Annotated in this window: 16 protein-coding genes; 13 read left to right on the top strand and 3 right to left on the bottom strand. The window is 56.9% G+C overall.

The window, feature by feature from the left end; translation table 11 throughout:
* The 8 genes from NW840_RS09010 to NW840_RS08975 form a co-directional block, all read left to right on the top strand.
* Positions 1–534 (top strand): substrate-binding domain-containing protein (locus NW840_RS09010; protein WP_414343757.1); only part of this gene is annotated, 534 nt, incomplete at its 5' end.
* A gap of 63 nt (positions 535–597) precedes the next feature.
* Positions 598–1,536: a phosphate ABC transporter permease subunit PstC gene (gene pstC, locus NW840_RS09005; RefSeq protein ID WP_414343756.1), complete on the top strand. Its 939-nt coding sequence runs from the start codon at positions 598–600 to the stop codon at positions 1,534–1,536.
* A gap of 6 nt (positions 1,537–1,542) precedes the next feature.
* Positions 1,543–2,433 carry a phosphate ABC transporter permease PstA gene (gene pstA / locus NW840_RS09000; RefSeq protein WP_414343754.1) on the top strand — a complete coding sequence of 297 codons (891 nt, stop codon included), beginning with the start codon at positions 1,543–1,545 and terminating at the stop codon, positions 2,431–2,433.
* An 82-nt stretch (positions 2,434–2,515) separates the two neighbouring features.
* Positions 2,516–3,343 carry a phosphate ABC transporter ATP-binding protein PstB gene (pstB, locus tag NW840_RS08995; RefSeq protein WP_414331406.1) on the top strand — a complete coding sequence of 276 codons (828 nt, stop codon included), beginning with the start codon at positions 2,516–2,518 and terminating at the stop codon, positions 3,341–3,343.
* 95 nt (positions 3,344–3,438) lie between these two features.
* On the top strand, positions 3,439–4,266 hold the full coding sequence (locus NW840_RS08990) for a TlyA family RNA methyltransferase (protein WP_011432704.1): 828 nt from the start codon (positions 3,439–3,441) through the stop codon (positions 4,264–4,266).
* A gap of 43 nt (positions 4,267–4,309) precedes the next feature.
* Positions 4,310–4,735, top strand: a complete 426-nt coding sequence (locus tag NW840_RS08985; RefSeq protein WP_414343752.1) for a hypothetical protein — start codon at positions 4,310–4,312, stop codon at positions 4,733–4,735.
* 354 nt (positions 4,736–5,089) lie between these two features.
* Positions 5,090–5,266, top strand: a complete 177-nt coding sequence (locus NW840_RS08980; protein WP_414332524.1) for a hypothetical protein — start codon at positions 5,090–5,092, stop codon at positions 5,264–5,266.
* A gap of 244 nt (positions 5,267–5,510) precedes the next feature.
* Positions 5,511–7,511, top strand: coding sequence for a primary-amine oxidase (locus NW840_RS08975; RefSeq protein ID WP_414343751.1), 2,001 nt, complete (start codon positions 5,511–5,513; stop codon positions 7,509–7,511).
* A gap of 123 nt (positions 7,512–7,634) precedes the next feature.
* Here NW840_RS08975 and sat read toward each other — a convergent pair whose 3' ends face one another.
* The 3 genes from sat to NW840_RS08960 all read right to left on the bottom strand — a co-directional run bounded on the left by sat (position 7,635) and on the right by NW840_RS08960 (position 10,283).
* Complete coding sequence (gene sat, locus NW840_RS08970; RefSeq protein WP_414343750.1) at positions 7,635–8,825, bottom strand: sulfate adenylyltransferase; 1,191 nt, start codon at positions 8,823–8,825, stop codon at positions 7,635–7,637.
* 166 nt (positions 8,826–8,991) lie between these two features.
* Positions 8,992–9,360, bottom strand: a complete 369-nt coding sequence (locus tag NW840_RS08965) for a hypothetical protein (RefSeq protein ID WP_414329683.1) — start codon at positions 9,358–9,360, stop codon at positions 8,992–8,994.
* A gap of 140 nt (positions 9,361–9,500) precedes the next feature.
* On the bottom strand, positions 9,501–10,283 hold the full coding sequence (locus tag NW840_RS08960; protein WP_414343749.1) for a ParA family protein: 783 nt from the start codon (positions 10,281–10,283) through the stop codon (positions 9,501–9,503).
* A gap of 131 nt (positions 10,284–10,414) precedes the next feature.
* Between NW840_RS08960 and NW840_RS08955 the strand changes: the two genes are divergently transcribed.
* The 5 genes from NW840_RS08955 to NW840_RS08935 all read left to right on the top strand — a co-directional run bounded on the left by NW840_RS08955 (position 10,415) and on the right by NW840_RS08935 (position 15,966).
* A complete protein-coding gene (locus tag NW840_RS08955; protein WP_414343747.1) occupies positions 10,415–11,701 on the top strand; it encodes a glucose-1-phosphate adenylyltransferase in 1,287 nt (428 codons plus the stop codon).
* Positions 11,702–11,836: 135 nt separating this feature from the next.
* Positions 11,837–13,609 (top strand): ABC1 kinase family protein, encoded by a 1,773-nt coding sequence (locus NW840_RS08950; protein WP_414343746.1) that lies wholly within the window; start codon positions 11,837–11,839, stop codon positions 13,607–13,609.
* A 48-nt stretch (positions 13,610–13,657) separates the two neighbouring features.
* The gene (locus NW840_RS08945; RefSeq protein WP_414343745.1) at positions 13,658–14,026 is read left to right on the top strand and encodes a hypothetical protein; all 369 of its coding nucleotides are present in this window, start codon (positions 13,658–13,660) and stop codon (positions 14,024–14,026) included.
* A gap of 170 nt (positions 14,027–14,196) precedes the next feature.
* The gene (locus NW840_RS08940) at positions 14,197–14,526 is read left to right on the top strand and encodes a YggT family protein (protein WP_414343744.1); all 330 of its coding nucleotides are present in this window, start codon (positions 14,197–14,199) and stop codon (positions 14,524–14,526) included.
* Positions 14,527–14,601: 75 nt separating this feature from the next.
* Complete coding sequence (locus NW840_RS08935) at positions 14,602–15,966, top strand: cytosine deaminase (protein WP_414343759.1); 1,365 nt, start codon at positions 14,602–14,604, stop codon at positions 15,964–15,966.
* The last annotated feature ends 183 nt before the right edge of the window (positions 15,967–16,149 follow it).

Here is a 16,149-nt window from a genome sequence, read left to right as displayed (position 1 = left end):
GATGGAAGTGGTACCACCGATATCTTCACCACTCACCTCAACGCTATTAGCCCAGAGTGGAAGCAAAAGGTGGGTCGCGGCCCTTCGGTAAACTGGCCAACCGGCGTAGGGGCGCGTGGGAACGAAGGGGTTTCCGAGCAGATCAAGCAAATTCCTGGCTCGATTGGCTACGTGGAATTCGGCTTTGCCAAGCTCAACAACCTGAACATTGCCCGTCTGGAAAACCGGGCAGGCAAGTTTGTAACTCCCAACGTCGAGACGGAGAAAGCGGCGCTGGCCAGAATTCAGCTCGACGAGCGTTTGCTGGGGGTCGATCCGGATCCTATTGGGGAAGACTCTTACCCTATTGTGGGCTACACCTGGATCCTTGCCTACAAGGTTTACCCCAAAGCCGAGACTTCCAAGGCCGTTAAAGAGTTTCTCCGCTACGGCCTCACTGAGGGGCAGGCTTTCGCTGAGCAGTTGGGATATGTCCCTCTGCCGGAAGAAACGCGGCAAAAAGCTCTGGCTGCGCTGGAAGGCATTACCCCGTAAAAACTCTTACCAACCACTTCTGGCTTCAGGCGGATGAATACCTTTTTTTCTGACAGCAGTTCTATGTTTCGGCCTCGGCCGGTTTTCCAGCGCCGGCGCGACCAGGTTTTTATCTGGGCTACGCGGATTGCCGTGTTTTTCTCGGCCTTCCTGCTGCTCTGGATTGCTCTGGCGATCGGCATTCAGTCTTTGCCAGCTATCAGCAAGTTTGGACTGAGTTTCTTCTGGAGCACCACCTGGGATCCGGTCGAGGATATCTATGGGGCCTGGCCACAGATCTACGGCACGCTAGTGACTTCTCTCATCGCTCTGATTGTGGGGGTTCCTTTTAGCTTTGGCATCTCTATTTTTCTGAGCGAGGATTTTCTTCCGAAGTCCTTGCGTCTGGCTCTGATCATTGTGGTTGAGCTGTTGGCGGCTATTCCCAGTGTGGTGTTCGGCATTTGGGGATTGTTTGTCTTCATCCCCTTCTTCCGCCCCGTTCAGATGTTCCTGTACGAGAACTTCAATTGGCTTCCCATTTTCAGCACACCACCGATTGGGCCGGGGATGCTGACGGCAGGGGTTGTCTTGGGGATCATGATCATCCCCATCATCACGGCCATCGCCAGAGAGGTTTTGGTGGCTGTTCCTCCTGAGCTGCGCGCGGCTGCCTATGCGATGGGGGCTACGCGATGGGAAGCCATTTTTGGAGTGGTACTACCGGCTGCGATTGGGGGTATGTTGGGGGCTGTGGTGCTGGGTTTGGGACGCGCCCTGGGCGAGACCATGGCGGTGGCAATGCTGATTGGCAATGCGCGGGGGATTAGAGTCTCGCTTTTGGCCCCTGCCAGCAACATCCCTGCATTGCTGGCCAGCGAGTTTGCAGAAGCAGCCGACGAGCAGATCTCGGCTCTGATGTATGCGGCTTTGATCTTGCTGGTCATTACGCTGGTGGTCAACATCATCGCTGAGCTGATGGTTCGTCAGGTCAAGTTTGCTTTGACGGCTTCTCGGGAGTAGAGGAACATGGCGACACAAGTGGCAGCACAGGCCAATTTGTTCAAACGCAAAGTCAGATCCAAGCGCGTCGTGCTGGACTGGGTGATGACAGGCCTGATCTTTGCTTCCAGCATTTTTGCGATTTTTGTGCTCGCTTCCATCCTTTACTATGTTTTCGTCAATGGCATTGAGCGCTTCAATTGGCAGACCTTAACCCAGCTTCCTCCTCCTCCTGGCGATCAGGTAGGCGGCTTTGGCAACGCTGTGCTGGGAACGATCATTGTGGTATCGATTGCCATTACAATCACTTTCCCTATTGGTCTATTTGCTGCGATCTATCTCTCGGAGTTCGGCCAGAACAGTTCTACAGCATCATCTCTGCGTTTCATTATCAAAGTGCTGACGGGGGTTCCTTCCATCATCGCTGGCGTGTTCGCCTATGGGGTGCTGGTGCTTTCCACCAAGACCTTTTCTGCCCTTTCTGGCGGAGTAGCTCTATCGGTATTGACTTTGCCGATCATCATCCTCTCCTGCGAGGAGGCTCTGCGCTTGGTGCCGGCGGACACTCGGGCTGCCGCCTACGCCTTGGGAGCTTCGCGGGTGCAGACTGTGTTTCGGGTCGTTTTGCCAGCTGCTTTGCCGGTCGTTCTGACGGGAGTGACCTTGGCCATTGCCCGAGCAGCTGGGGAGACTGCACCTCTAATTTTTACTGCTCTGTTCAGCTTTCTATGGCCTAATGGTCTGCTGAAGCCAGTAGCCTCGTTGGCGGTGCTGATCTACAACTTTGCCATTGTTCCCTTCGAGAACCAGCAGAAAATTGCTTGGGGAGGAGCCTTGGCTTTGGTGATTCTGGTTTTGATCACCACGATCAGTTTCCGGCTGCTGCTGAGTCGTCGTCAGGAAACCATTACTATCTGATCTGGTTCTTCTGAGATTTTTGCCTCACTATTCTTCGATTTTGAGTTTGGGTTCTGAAGCAACGTCTACCTCTGGTATTCCTATGCGCCCTCCATTTCCCGGCACTCCTGATTCCTCTAAGAAGTCTGCCAAGTTAACTGTTGAGCTGGAAACGCAAGCAGTCAGTGTTTACTACGGCTCTCATTTGGCGGTGAAGCAGGTTTCTCTGAAGATTCCCAAGAATCACATCACTGCTTTTATTGGCCCTTCCGGCTGCGGCAAGAGTACTTTGCTGCGCTGCTTTAACCGCATGAACGATCTGATCCCGGGGGCGAGAGTAGAGGGATCCGTAATTTTTCACGGGAAAAACATCTACGATCCCGATGTAGATCCTGCTGAAGTGCGGCGGCGAGTTGGCCTGGTGTTCCAAAAGCCCAACCCCTTCCCGAAGTCCATCTACGACAACATTGCCTTTGGGCCACGGATCAACGGCTACCAAGGAGACTTGGATGAGCTGGTAGAGCGCGCATTGCGTCAGGCCGTCCTCTGGGACGAGGTGAAAGACAAGTTGAAGACGAGCGGCCTCTCCCTTTCGGGGGGACAGCAGCAGCGCCTCTGCATTGCCCGCACCTTGGCCATCCAACCAGAGGTGATCCTGATGGACGAGCCCTGTGCCTCGTTGGATCCAATCTCCACGTTGCGCATTGAGGAGTTGCTCAAGGAACTGGGCCGTCGCTACACGATCATTATCGTTACCCACAACATGCAGCAGGCAGCGCGGGTCTCCGACTTTACCGCCTTCTTCAACACTGAAGTCGACGAAGAGGGGTTTCGCTACGGACGGCTGGTGGAGTTTAACCGCACTGAGAAAATCTTTAACTCTCCCGCCCATCGGGAAACGGAAGAGTACGTGAGCGGACGGTTCGGCTAATCTGCTGTTGGCGATCCCTCAATTCTGGTCAGTTGGGATCCCGCTCGCCTATTCTAATGGGCGGGAAGATCTATGCAAGGTGAGGCACCGGCGAGATGGCCAAGCGGGTGCGTCTGGATAGCTGGTTGGTGGAGCGCGGATATTTTTCCTCACGCCAGCAAGCGCAACGCTCCATTTTGGCAGGAGAAGTCTTTCTAAATGGGGTGCGGGCGGAAAAGCCTGGAACCTGGGTGAGCGGGGATCCAGCGGTGCAAGTCCAGTCTGGGCCTGCTTTTGTCTCACGGGGGGGAGAAAAGCTACAGGGGGCGCTGCAAACTTTTCCTGTTCAGGTGCAGGGTCGTATTTGTTTGGATGCGGGCATTTCCACAGGAGGTTTTACAGACTGCTTGTTGAAACGGGGAGCCCAGCGGGTCTACGGAGTGGATGTGGGCTATGGGCAACTGGCCTGGTCTTTGCGAACGGATGCGCGGGTGATCCTAAAGGAGCGGGCCAACTTGCGCCATCTGCAGCCGGAGGATCTGTACGGAAGCGAGGCACCTCCCCAGAGCTGGCCGGATTTGGCGGTGGTAGACCTGTCTTTTATTTCCCTGACTAAGGTGCTAGCTCCGCTGTGGAACCTGTTGCGTTTCCCACGGGAGGCGCTGTTGCTGGTGAAGCCCCAGTTTGAGGCGGGCCGAGACCAGGTGGGTAAAAAGGGGGTGGTACGGGATCCGGTTGTCCATGCCCGCGTGCTGGAGACGGTGATGCGCTCGGCCGTGGCCCAGGGCTGGCAGGTGCAAGGCTACACGTGGTCGCCCATCACTGGCCCTGCCGGCAATATCGAGTATTGGCTCTGGCTGGCTGAAGGAGAAGGGATCCCTCTCCCCAGCGGCAGTGCGCTACAACAGATGAGCGAGCAGGCGAGAGCGACTTTACATGCATAGATCGTCGATTTTGTCAATAAGCTAATGTGCTGGATTGAGGGAGATGAGCCAAAAAATTGAAGAATTATTTCAGGAAGGGATTCGGCGCTATGAATCCGGGGAAGCGGCCAAGACGTTAATTCCCTCTTTTGAGTCGATCTGTAAGGGATCCCCAAAGGCGGCGGCGGCTTGGACGTGCTTGTCCTGGCTCTACCTTCTGGAGGGGCAGGCGGGAAAAGCTCTGAAGGCCGCCCAGACTGCTGTGAAGTTGGATCCGGTGGATGCCCAGCCCCGTGTGAATCTGACCCTAGCCATGCTGGAGCTGAAAAAAACCGGGGTACGCCAGCAGGTGGAGGCCATTAAGCAAATCTTGGCACGGGATCCCGAGCAGATTGAGGGTGTCAAATCCAACCTGCAAGAGGGAGGGAACCGCCGTCCTGCTTGGCCCCACTTGAGCAAGATTTACAACTGGCTCTTTGAAGAAGATTAAGTGACCCTATTCCTTGTTTTGCAACAAGACTTTAGGAAAATCTAGAGCTTTTTATTTTAATCTACAACTCTTAGCAATGTTCTCATGGAGTTGGTGCTAAACTTCTTGTACCCAATAGCAATATGGGATCCATTTATCGATAGGGGTTAGCTCTCGTCGCTTCTCTTCCCCGGCCTCAGTTGATTGATGAGATTGAACTCCGGGCTGGCGCGAGATGCTTAGCTCGGCGGTGGCTGCACTTCATTATATTGCAGTGGTGTTGCACTGCCGCCGCTTCCATAGCCACTGAATCGAGTCCCGTTTTCCAACCTCACTTTTTTGACCCCTTTGACTGCAGATGGGAGGAACTTTAAGATGAACCGTCAGACCGTTTGGGTTAAGAGCGATACCCGAAACCACCAAGGCTATTTCATTCCCCAGTGTGAGTATACTTTGGTCGAGGCCGACCAAAACGGCTGGGCGCTGATCTGTGCGGACAATGCCCGCTGCTATTATGTGGATCCCGAACAACTCTGGTTTGAAGCGGGATGAGGGCTGTTGCCACCTATTCAGGGCTTTTTGACCTCAGGGTGTAGGAGAGCCGGATTCCCGTCATGCATTCTCCCCATGCCTTTGGCGTGGGGTTTTTTATGGGATAAGGCAGAGGCCGGCAGCGGACTTGGTAGCGTTGGATGCACTTGTAACCCCGTCCATATGCTTAAATGAGGCCACTTTAGAGGGGTGGGCTTGGCCGGCAATCCTCACCCCATCCGCATACCCAAAAGGGGGTTTATCCATGTTGAACATTGGGCGGCAGTGGCCACGTTGGCTAAAGATATTGGTTATCACAGTTGTATTTGGCGTCGGTATTGTAGCTCTGACCATCGCCAGTTCGCCGGGATCCCCCAAGGCCTCTCACCCGCTGGATCCCCTGACTGCCGAGGAAATTAAAATGACGGCCAGCGTTATCCGCAAGGCCGAGAACTTGGCCGAGGATGCCACCTTTGTGCTGATCGATCTGCGGGAGCCCGACAAAGCCGAGGTGCTCAGCTTTCAGCCGGGGGATCCCTTTCGCCGAGAAGCTTTTGCCATCGTTTACGAACCGAAGGCCAACCGCACCCACGAAGCCATTGTCGACCTGATGGAAAACAAGCTGGTTAGCTGGACGGAAGTGACCGGTGTGCAACCGGCGATGGTGAGCAGCGAGTTTGGGTTGGCCGCAGAAGTGGTGAAGGCGGATCCCGGCTGGCAAGAGGCAATGCGCAAGCGGGGGATCACCGATTTCGACCGCGTGGCTGTGGATTGTTGGGCGCCGGGCAACTTGAGCGAAGAGGAAAAAGCCTCCGGAAATCGCTTCTGTCGCGGCATTTCCTACTACAAAGGCGACAACTGGAACTACTACGGTGCCCCCATTGAAGGGGTTTTGGCCACTGTGAACCTGAACACGGGAAAAGTCTCAAAGCTGATCGACGATGACACCCTTGTGGCCTTCTCCAAAGAGAGCTTTGACTACGACCTCGCTTCTCTGGGCAGCGTTCGCCCCGCCCCCAAACCTCTAAAAATTACCCACCCCGAGGGCGCCAGCTACGACATCAAGGGTAACGAGATCACCTGGCAAGGCTGGAAGTTCCGCTACCTGATGCACCCGCGCGAGGGATTGGTGCTCTACACTGCTCGCTACCAAGAGGGAGAAGAAGAACGGCCTGTGTTCTACCGGGTGAGCCTCTCGGAGATGGTGGTGCCCTACGGGGATCCCGATGAAACCTGGTATTTCCGCAACGCCTTTGATGTGGGGGAATACAACTTTGGCTTGCTCGCCAACACCATGGAGCTGGGCAAGGAGGTACCGGAGAACGGCCTGTTGCTGGATGCCGTCTTTGCCGACAACGATGGGGAGCCCTACGTGATGCCGGGGGTGATTGGCCTCTACGAGCGGGATAACGGCATGCTCTGGAAGCACTACGAGTACAACACAAAGCGCAACGATGTGCGCCGCAGCCGTGAGTTGGTCATGACCATGACCGCCGCCATCGGCAATTACGACTACGGCATTAGCTGGGTGTTTCACCAGGATGGCACCTTTGAAGTGCAGGCAGATCTGACCGGAATCGTCTTGGCCAAGGGTACAGATGCTGTGACGACTGCTGACGCGGATCCCTTTGCCCCCCTGATGGCACCCAATGTGGGCGGTACCAACCACCAGCACTACTTCAGCTTCCGGCTGGATATGGATGTGGATGGCACCGACAATGCCGTTATGGAGATGAACCTCAAGCCCCTGCCCCAAAGCCCCGACAACCCGGCAGGCAACGCCTTCATCATGGAGGAGAAGCATTTGCTCAGCGAAAAAGAGGCCGTACGGGACTTGAACATGGCCAGCAGCCGTAAGTGGGTCATCGTCTCCAGCAGCAAGACCAACGCCCTCGGCGCTCCTACCGGCTACGCCCTCATGCCCGGCCCCAATGCCATGTTCCTGCCGGTCGAGGGATCCAACGTGCGGGAGCGGGCCGGATTTGCCACCCACCACTTCTGGGCTACCCACTACCAGCCCGGCGAACTGTATGCTGCTGGCCCTTATCCCAACCAAAGCGGGCCTGGAGAAGGATTGCCGAAGTGGGTGAGCGACGACCAACCTCTAGAAGGGGAGGATCTGGTGGTTTGGTATTCCTTGGGCGTTTCCCATGTGCCGCGCCCAGAGGATTGGCCCGTCATGCCTGTACACAGAACGGGCTTTAGGCTGGTACCTTGGGGCTTCTTCGACCGCAACCCGACAATCAATCTAGCGGAGCCGGCCTGATACTCGACTGGAATCTGGTTCAAGTTCAACTTTCAATACAACTTTTTTCAATACAACTTTCAATACAGAGGGTCTGGTCTGTCCCAGGCCCTTTTTGACTGCCACTTAGGGAGATTCCCAGGGTTAACCCCGCTCTCGCATGGCTTCGGCCAGCAGCCGGGCCACTTCTGGTCGAGAAAACTCCGGCGGGGGCACTTCACCGCGGCGCAGCATTTCCCGCACCTTGGTACCTGAGAGGTGAATGCGCTGGTGAGGCTGGCTGGGGCTGGTCTTGGCCGTGGCCATGGTGCCGGTGACGGTGCAATAGAAAGCATGTTCAAACTTCAAGGGAATGATGCCCAGCTCCCCCGGCTGGAACTCATCGAAAATGTGTTGGGCATCGTAGGTACCGTAGTAGTTCCCCACCCCGGCGTGATCCCGCCCCACAATGAAATGGGTACAGCCATAGTTTTTGCGAATGAGAGCATGGAAAATAGCCTCGCGGGGGCCGGCGTAGCGCATCGACGCAGGGTTGATGGCCAAGATCACCCGCTCCTTGGGGTAGTACTTTTCGATCAACACCTCGTAGCAGCGCATACGCACATCGGCGGGAATGTCGTCGCTTTTGGTAGCCCCCACCAGCGGGTGCAAAAATAGCCCGTCCACAATCTCCAAGGCACATTTTTGGATGTATTCATGGGCGCGGTGGATGGGGTTGCGGGTTTGGAAGCCTACAATGGTTCTCCAGCCTCTTTCCCGAAACAGTTGCCGCGATTGGGCCGGGTCAATCTGGTAGGCCGGAAAAAGAGGGTGGGGATCCCGCTGCAGGAGGGTGACGGGGCCGGCCAAATAGACGGATCCCTGCTCGTAGAGCACCTTTACCCCTGGATGTTGCTCATCGGTGGTGCGATAAACTTGCCGGGCTTCGCGGGTTTTATCGTAGGTGAACTTCTCGGTCAGCTCCAGTAAGCCCAGGATCTTGCCCTCGGCACTGGCCAAGGCGATCATTTGCCCCTCTTTCAGACCCGCTGCCACTTCCGAGGAGACCGGCAGGGTGACCGGCAGCGACCAAGCCAAGCCATTGGCCAGGTGCATCGTTTCCAGGACGGCCTGGTAGTCTTCCCGCCCCATAAACCCCGTCAGTGGGCTGAAGCCCCCGATAGCGATCATCTCCAGATCCGATTGGGCCCGCTCGTCGAGATAAAGAATGGGGCAATGTTCGGCTTTGGAACGCAGCTCCTGCGCCTGCTCAGGCGGGGCAATGCAGTTGATCAGGGTGCCCCCGTGGGGCGGAATGGCATCACCAGAAGGGAGAGTCGATGGAGATTGGCTCATGAGAAGGGCAGCGAGAACGACGGTTGTCCAAATCCAATATCCAACTATCGGATCCCAGATCCCCAGAAAGTGGGGAAGAAAGCACAGGTCGGGCTGAAAGCAGGCGGGAGCAGAACAGGTGGAGACCCCATCCAAATCACGCCCTTAGGGATCCCTTCCATCCCGGTTAATCCAACAAATAGGGGGGCATGCTTTCATCGGTGGCTGATACATTGTCGAAGATGGGCCGATTCATGATCTTCTTTTGCGCGTGCAGAGGCGAGGATTGGGGTTTGGGCTGAATGATGGGGGCTTGCTCTTTGGGTTTCCGTAACTCCTGGATGGTTTTGGCCCGCTCGTCCGCAACCGCTTGCAACTGCGCCAGCGCCTTTTGCAATTCGTCCCGATGGGCAGTAACCTGCTGCAATTGAGCTTGCAGGGTAGAGACTTTGTTTTGGTAGTCTTGCAAGAGTTGTTGAGCTTCGGCCAGTTGGCTTTTGAGGGCTGCAATTTCCGGCAATTCTGGGGTTGGTTCTGGGGGAGACTGAGAAGACATCGTTGTCGGCTCCTCGCCTGTGGGAGTAGACTCTGCGGAGGTGGGCTCTGAACTGGTTTTAGCACCGGCCTTGCGCCGAATTCCGCCGGAGCGGCGGGAAGTTTCCCCCGACGAAGGAAAGAGGCTGCGGTCAGATCCAGTCACAAGAGCACCTCGCGTTCAACAAACTGCAGCAGCCGCTGACACACCGCCGACCCAGGCCGATAGTCCATCACCGTCAAGCCGTAGTCAAAGGCGATGCGCAAATCGCTGCTATCTGGAATGGTAACGGGTGAAAGCACATCCGCAAAAATCTGTTGCGCTTGCACATACAATTGCCCGGTATGGGATCCCGACCAAATGCCCCCCGGCAGATAGCGGTCATCCAGCATTGTCAAAATGGCGCGGGCGTGGCTGAGCTGGCCTTTCAGGGCCTCAATGTAGCGCAAGGTTACTTCCGTGCAGGAGAAATCGGCGCGGTTGAGCCGTGTCGGGATCAACACCCGCTGGGCCACCCGCAGGGCATTGGCGGTGAGGGCATTCAGTTCTCCCGGCGTATCGAGAAAGATGAAGTCGTAGTCCGGCAGCAAGGGATCCAGTTGGCGCTGCAACAGATCCTGACCCGTCTCTCCGGCAGCAGCCAGTTGGGCCGCCACTTCCGCCATGGTGCTGTGGGAGGGCGCCACATCCACTCCCTTGTCCGTGCAGTAGATCACCTCTTCCAGAGGACGTTGGTGCTGCGGGTGTAAGCTGGCCCAAGCCGTTTCCAGTGCCGCCAGGGATCCGGCCCCTTCCAGGTAAAGGTTGCTGGCGGTGGCCTGGGACGTGAGATCGATGAGCAAAACTCGGTATCCCCGTTGGGCCGTCAACTGAGCCGCGTGGACGCAGAGGGTGGACTTGCCAGTGCCCCCTTTGTTGTTGGTAAAGGCCAGGATGCGCGCCATCAGCTCTCCCTGCATTCTGTCTTGCCAACTTGTTCCCCTTCCCGAGCAGCTTGGCCAGATTGAACAGGACAGTCGTTGAGGTGGCCCCGCAGCAGTCTATGCTATTGGGTGTAGCCTGGTGGAGGACAACCATGCGCGATGTACTGGCGATCATCTTGGGAGGTGGGCGTGGCACCCGACTTTATCCCCTGACCAAGCGCCGCGCCAAACCCGCTGTGCCCCTGGCCGGCAAATACCGCCTCATCGACATCCCGGTCAGCAACTGCATCAACTCCGACATCGAAAAAATCTACGTCCTCACCCAGTTCAACTCTGCCTCTCTAAACCGCCACATCGTCAACACCTACCGCTTGTCCCCCTTCACAGGCGGCTTTGTGGACGTTTTGGCGGCCCAACAAACCCCTGACAATCCCGATTGGTTCCAAGGCACCGCCGATGCTGTCCGCCAATACCTCTGGCTGATGGACTCCTGGAAGCCGCGGGACTTCCTCATCCTATCTGGGGATCACCTCTACCGCATGGACTACCGCCCCTTCATCCACCATCACCGGCAGGTTGGGGCCGATGTGACGCTGGCGGTGCTCCCCTGTGAAGAAAAAGTGGCCTCGGGTTTTGGCTTGCTCAAGCTTGGCGAGAACGGTCGCATTGTGGATTTCAAGGAAAAGCCAACAGGAGATCTGCTGAAAGCCTGCCAGGTGGACACCCAAGCCCTCGGCCTCAGCCCGGAAGAGGCCAAAGCCAAACCCTACATTGCCTCTATGGGGATTTACGTGTTCAGGCGGGAAGCCCTCATCGAGATGCTCAAAGTCAAGGAGCACACCGACTTTGGCAAAGAGGTGCTGCCGGCAGCCATCGGCAAGTACCATCTGCAAGCCTACCTCTTCAAGGGTTACTGGGAAGACATCGGCACCATCGAGGCTTTTTACCGGGCCAACCTGGCACTGGTGCAGCAGCCCAACCCGCCCTTCAGCTTCTTCGACAGCGAAATGCCCATCTACACCCGCCCGCGCTTTTTGCCCCCCAACAAAATCCTCGACTCCCAGATTGTCAACTCCATGATCGCCGATGGTTGCATCATCAAAAACGCCCAAATTCGCAACTCCATCATCGGCATTCGCAGCCGCTTGGAGGCCAACACCATTGTGGAAAACACCCTGGTAATGGGAGCCGATTACTACGAGTCGGCAGAAGAGCGACAGGCCAGGCTGGAGGAAGGGATCCCACCGGTGGGCATCGGGGCCAACTCCCACATTGTCAACGCCATCGTGGATAAGAATGCCCGCATTGGGCGCAATGTCCGCATCCTCAACAAGGATCACGTCACCGAAGCGCAGCGGGAAGAGGAGGGGATCTGGATCAGCAATGGCATCGTCACCATCATCAAAGACTCGGTGATCCCGGACAACACCATCATTTGAGGGGGAAACAGGCCGGCCCTGGCCGAGAAGGGGGCAGGATGGGGCTGACAGGCCCTTGCGCAGAAACGGCGAGGCTTTTTCTGTTAAGATGGATACCGAGAGCTTTAAAACAAAAGACTGTGAGATCGCTGGAGTGTGTTTAGTAGAATTTCATCCGTTGCCGCTTTGGAAGTTTACGATCCGCAATTGATCTGCCGTTATTACCGCTGGCGCCTGCCCCAAGTGATTGGTCGGGCGCTGGCCATTCTCTGGCCTTTCTTGTGGTTTGTCCTCTGTTTGCGCTGGGATCAACTGTGGGGACACACTGATCGCAATGTGGGACGGCGCTCGGTGCAGTTGCGAAAGCTGCTCACCGACCTGGGGCCAACGTTCATCAAGGTGGGGCAGGCCCTCTCCACCCGCCCCGATCTGGTGCGCAAAGACTACCTAGAAGAACTCACCCAACTGCAAGATCAACTGCCGCCATTTCCTTCCGAGCAAGCATTTGCCCGCATCGAATCCGAGTTGGGCCGTCCGATTGCCGAGATCTTTGCCCAGATCTCTCCAGAGCCGGTGGCCGCCGCCAGCCTGGGGCAGGTTTACAAAGCGCAGTTGCACAGCGGCGAATGGGTGGCGGTGAAGGTGCAGCGACCCCATCTGCAAGAGCAGTTGAGCCTGGATCTGTACCTGATTCGCTGGGCCTCGACATGGCTGGGCCCCTGGCTGCCCTTAAACCTGGGCAGTACTTTGACGGCGGTGGTGGATGAGTTTGGCCGCAAGCTTTTTGAAGAGATCGACTACCTGCACGAAGGGCGAAACTGCGAGCGCTTCGCCGAATACTTCCGCGACGATCCGGATGTGTACGTGCCGCGCATCTTTTGGGCCTACAGCAGCCGCCGGGTTCTGACCCTGGAGTGGATCGACGGCATCAAGCTGACGGATGTGGAGCGCATTCGAGCAGCCAACCTGGAAGTGAAACAATTGGTGCGCATCGGGGTGGTTGCTGCCCTCAAGCAATTGCTGGAATACGGCTTTTTCCACGCGGATCCCCACCCAGGTAACTTGTTCGCCCTCACCGATGGCCGTATGGCCTACATCGATTTCGGCATGATGGATCAGCTTACCGAGGAAATGAAGGAGTACTTGGTGGATGCTCTGGTTCACCTGGTGGATCGCGACTACAACGCCCTGATCGATGACTTTGTTCACTTGGGTTTTTTGCAGCCGGATGTCAGCCGCCAAGAGCTGATCCGCGCCTTGGAAAAGGTATTGGCAGACGTGCTGACCCAAGAGGTGGTCAACTTTAACTTCAAAACGGCCACAGATCAGTTCTCCGACTTGATGTACCGCTACCCCTTTCAGGTGCCCTCCCACTTTGCTCTGGTGATCCGCTCTTTGGTCACCCAAGAGGGAGTAGCCCTCAGCCTCTATCCCCAGTTCCGCATCGTCGGTGTGGCCTATCCCTATGTGGCCAAGCGCCTGCTGACGGATGAATCGCCGCGTATTCGCCAACGGCTGCTGCAAGTGTTGATCAAGGATGGTAAGTTCCGCTGGAACCGCCTGGAGAACCTGATTCAAATTGCCCGCAGCGATGGGGGATTGGATTGGTTACCCACCGCCCAAACGGGTTTGCGCTACCTGATGTCGGAAGAGGCCCGCGATCTGCGTCGCCAGTTGGTGCTTTCCCTCACAGAAGATGATCGCCTTCACTTTGAGGAGCTGCAGCGTTTGTGGCAGTTGCTCAGCCCTGAACTTTCCCCAGCTTACCTCTGGCAGGCAACGCTGAGATCCCTACCCTCGACCGGCGATCTGCAACACACGCTTGCCGAGTTGAGGGAGCAGGTGCAAGCCCATCTGGAACATCTCAGCCGCTGGCGGCTACCTCAACCTTGGTCGGATTTGCTGGCAGGAGTGGGACAGGAAAGGTAGAACGGAAGAAGATGACTCAAGTTTATTGTTATTGAGCTGGACAAAAGCGTGGCAGATCAGAAAGGTGATTTCATTGCGGGTGTAGTGACCGGCGCCCTGTTGGGAGGGATCATCGGCGGGGTCATTGGGTTTGTGCTTGCCCCTCGACTCAGAAAGGGATCCGCCGAAGGCCAACGCCGGGATCCGGATCGCCTCAACGGCACCTCGGTAGCCCCTGAACGACCGCGCCTCAGTGCTTCAGGTGAGCCCGCCATGTCCAGCGACTGGAGGAAGTGGGAAAATGAGGCAGAACGCATTGCTCAAGCCCGCCGCACTCTAGAGGCCAAGATTGCCGAGTTAAACGAGGCGATTCAGGCCATGCGCACGCAATTGCTCGTCAAGGAAACCTCTTCCAGGGCTGTTGAGGAAAAGCCTTGAGCAGGGGATCCCTGTCCATGCCAAACTAGAGGCGGCAGCGGCTTTCCTCTCTAGGTTCTGCCATCCTCTCTCGGCTGAGTTGCGATCCTGGGCCAGGTCTGCCTCTGGCGAAGGTGCTTCAGCTTAATGGATGTTGAGTTGATCGAGTTGTTTCCCTACTTTTCCCAACCATGATGCTCAGTCACTTGTTGTCTCCTCTCGCTTGGGTGGACGGCCTCTCCCTGGGGTTGGTCTACGGCACTGCCGGGTCGTTGCTGTTCCGCTCCCTTTACCAGTTCATCGTCATTTACAATGCTCTGCTGATCGTGCGGATTTTGCTGAGCTGGTTCCCGCAACTGAACTGGTCTAACCCCATCCTGTCGGTGCTCAGCCAACTCACCGATCCCTATCTCAACCTGTTCCGCGGCATCATCCCCCCCATTGGCGGCTTGGACTTTTCCCCCTGGCTGGCCTTCATTTTGCTCAGTTTTGCCATGCAGGTGGTGGGCCAGTTTGCCTAGCTGCTGTAGCACTGGATTCATCTGGATAGGCCGGGATCCCTTTACGATGGAGAGCTGCTTTTTTCGTTGCCCGCCATGCAGATCCCCGGCGTTGCCCACTACTGGCTGCTGAATGCTCAGGTTCCCCTGTCGATACTGAAGGAGGCGGTGCCAGGAGCTGTTCCCAACCGCGATAACCTGGTGTTGCTGGATCTGGAAATCGAAGGGGGGCAGATCCGCCAAATCCAGGCGGCAACAGGGATCCCGCCCCAGGGGATCCCCAGCGTGGATCTAAGGCGGGGCCAAGTGTGGCCGTGTTTTGTGGACATCCATACCCACCTGGACAAGGGACATGTGTGGCCGCGCACCCCCAATCCCGATGGTACCTTTGCCGGGGCGAGGCAGGCCGGCCAGGAAGATTGGGTGAAGATGAAGCAAGCCTATGACGGGGATCCGGAGCAGTTTCGGGAGGATCTCTACCGTCGCTTCAGCTTTGGTTTGCGCTGCAGCTATGCCCATGGATCCCAGGCAGTGCGCACCCATCTGGCCTGTGAGAACCCTCAAGTTATGGGGGCCAACTGGGAGGTGTTTGTCCAGTTGCGCCGAGAGTGGGCGGGCAAGCTGGAACTCCAGGCGGTCACGCTTCTGAGCTTGGATACCTTTCTCACCCCTGCAGGGGAAAAGCTGGCGGACAAGGTGGCGGAAGTGGGCGGGATCCTGGGTGGGGTGGCGGCGATGGGGCCGGAACTGGATCGGCAATTGGATCGGGTGTTTGCCCTGGCCAAGGAGCGGGGCTTGGCTCTGGACTTTCATACGGATGAGACGGATGATCCGGGATCCCTCACATTGAGACACGTAGCAGCGGCGGCCTTGCGCAACGATTTTCCCCATCAGGTGGTGTGTGGCCATTGCTGTAGCCTGGCCGTGCAACCGCCGGAGGTGGCCCACAAGACTATGGCCTTGGTCAGAGAGGCGGGAATTGCCGTGGTCAGCCTGCCCATGTGTAACCTATATTTGCAAGCCCGTAACCCCGGCCATACCCCCCGCTGGCGGGGAGTGACGCTGTTGCATGAGCTGAAGGCTTTGGGCGTGCCGGTGATGATAGCCAGCGATAATTGCCGGGATCCCTTTTATGGCTTTGGGGATCACGACGGCCTGGAGGTGTTCCGGGAGGCCACCCGCATTTTGCACCTGGATACCCCCTATGGGGATTGGCCACAGGCGATTACCACCACCCCTGCCCGCATCATGGGCTTGACCGAGCGAGGGCAAATTGGGGTGGGGCTGCCGGCAGATCTGGTGCTGTTCAAAGGACGTGGCTTTGATGAGCTGCTTTCCCGTCCCCAGCATGACCGGGTGGTGTTGCGTCAGGGGCAGGCCATCGACACGACTCTGCCGGACTACAGCGAACTGGACGACTTGATGGAGAAGGTGGGGACAGCGCTCAGCTCCGAGAAGTAGAGCGGGGTCACAGTCGTTTCAAGTTAGATTAAGACACTTCCCAATTGCTCCTCTCTCCCTTTGCCTGGAGGTGGTGGTTGTGGCAGCGGCGCGGAACGCTGGGGCGGCACCGTGGAGCATGCCTCTAACCCCCAAAACCCTGAACTTTGCTGAATTTACTGAGCTTTAGGCGGTTTGGCAAAA

It is taken from the genome of Synechococcus sp. R5-13 (genome assembly GCF_047462015.1).
Taxonomy (GTDB): Bacteria; Cyanobacteriota; Cyanobacteriia; order Thermostichales; family Thermostichaceae; genus Thermostichus.
The sequence above is the reverse complement of the archived record's forward strand: the minus strand, read 5'-3'. Positions and strand labels throughout refer to the sequence as shown.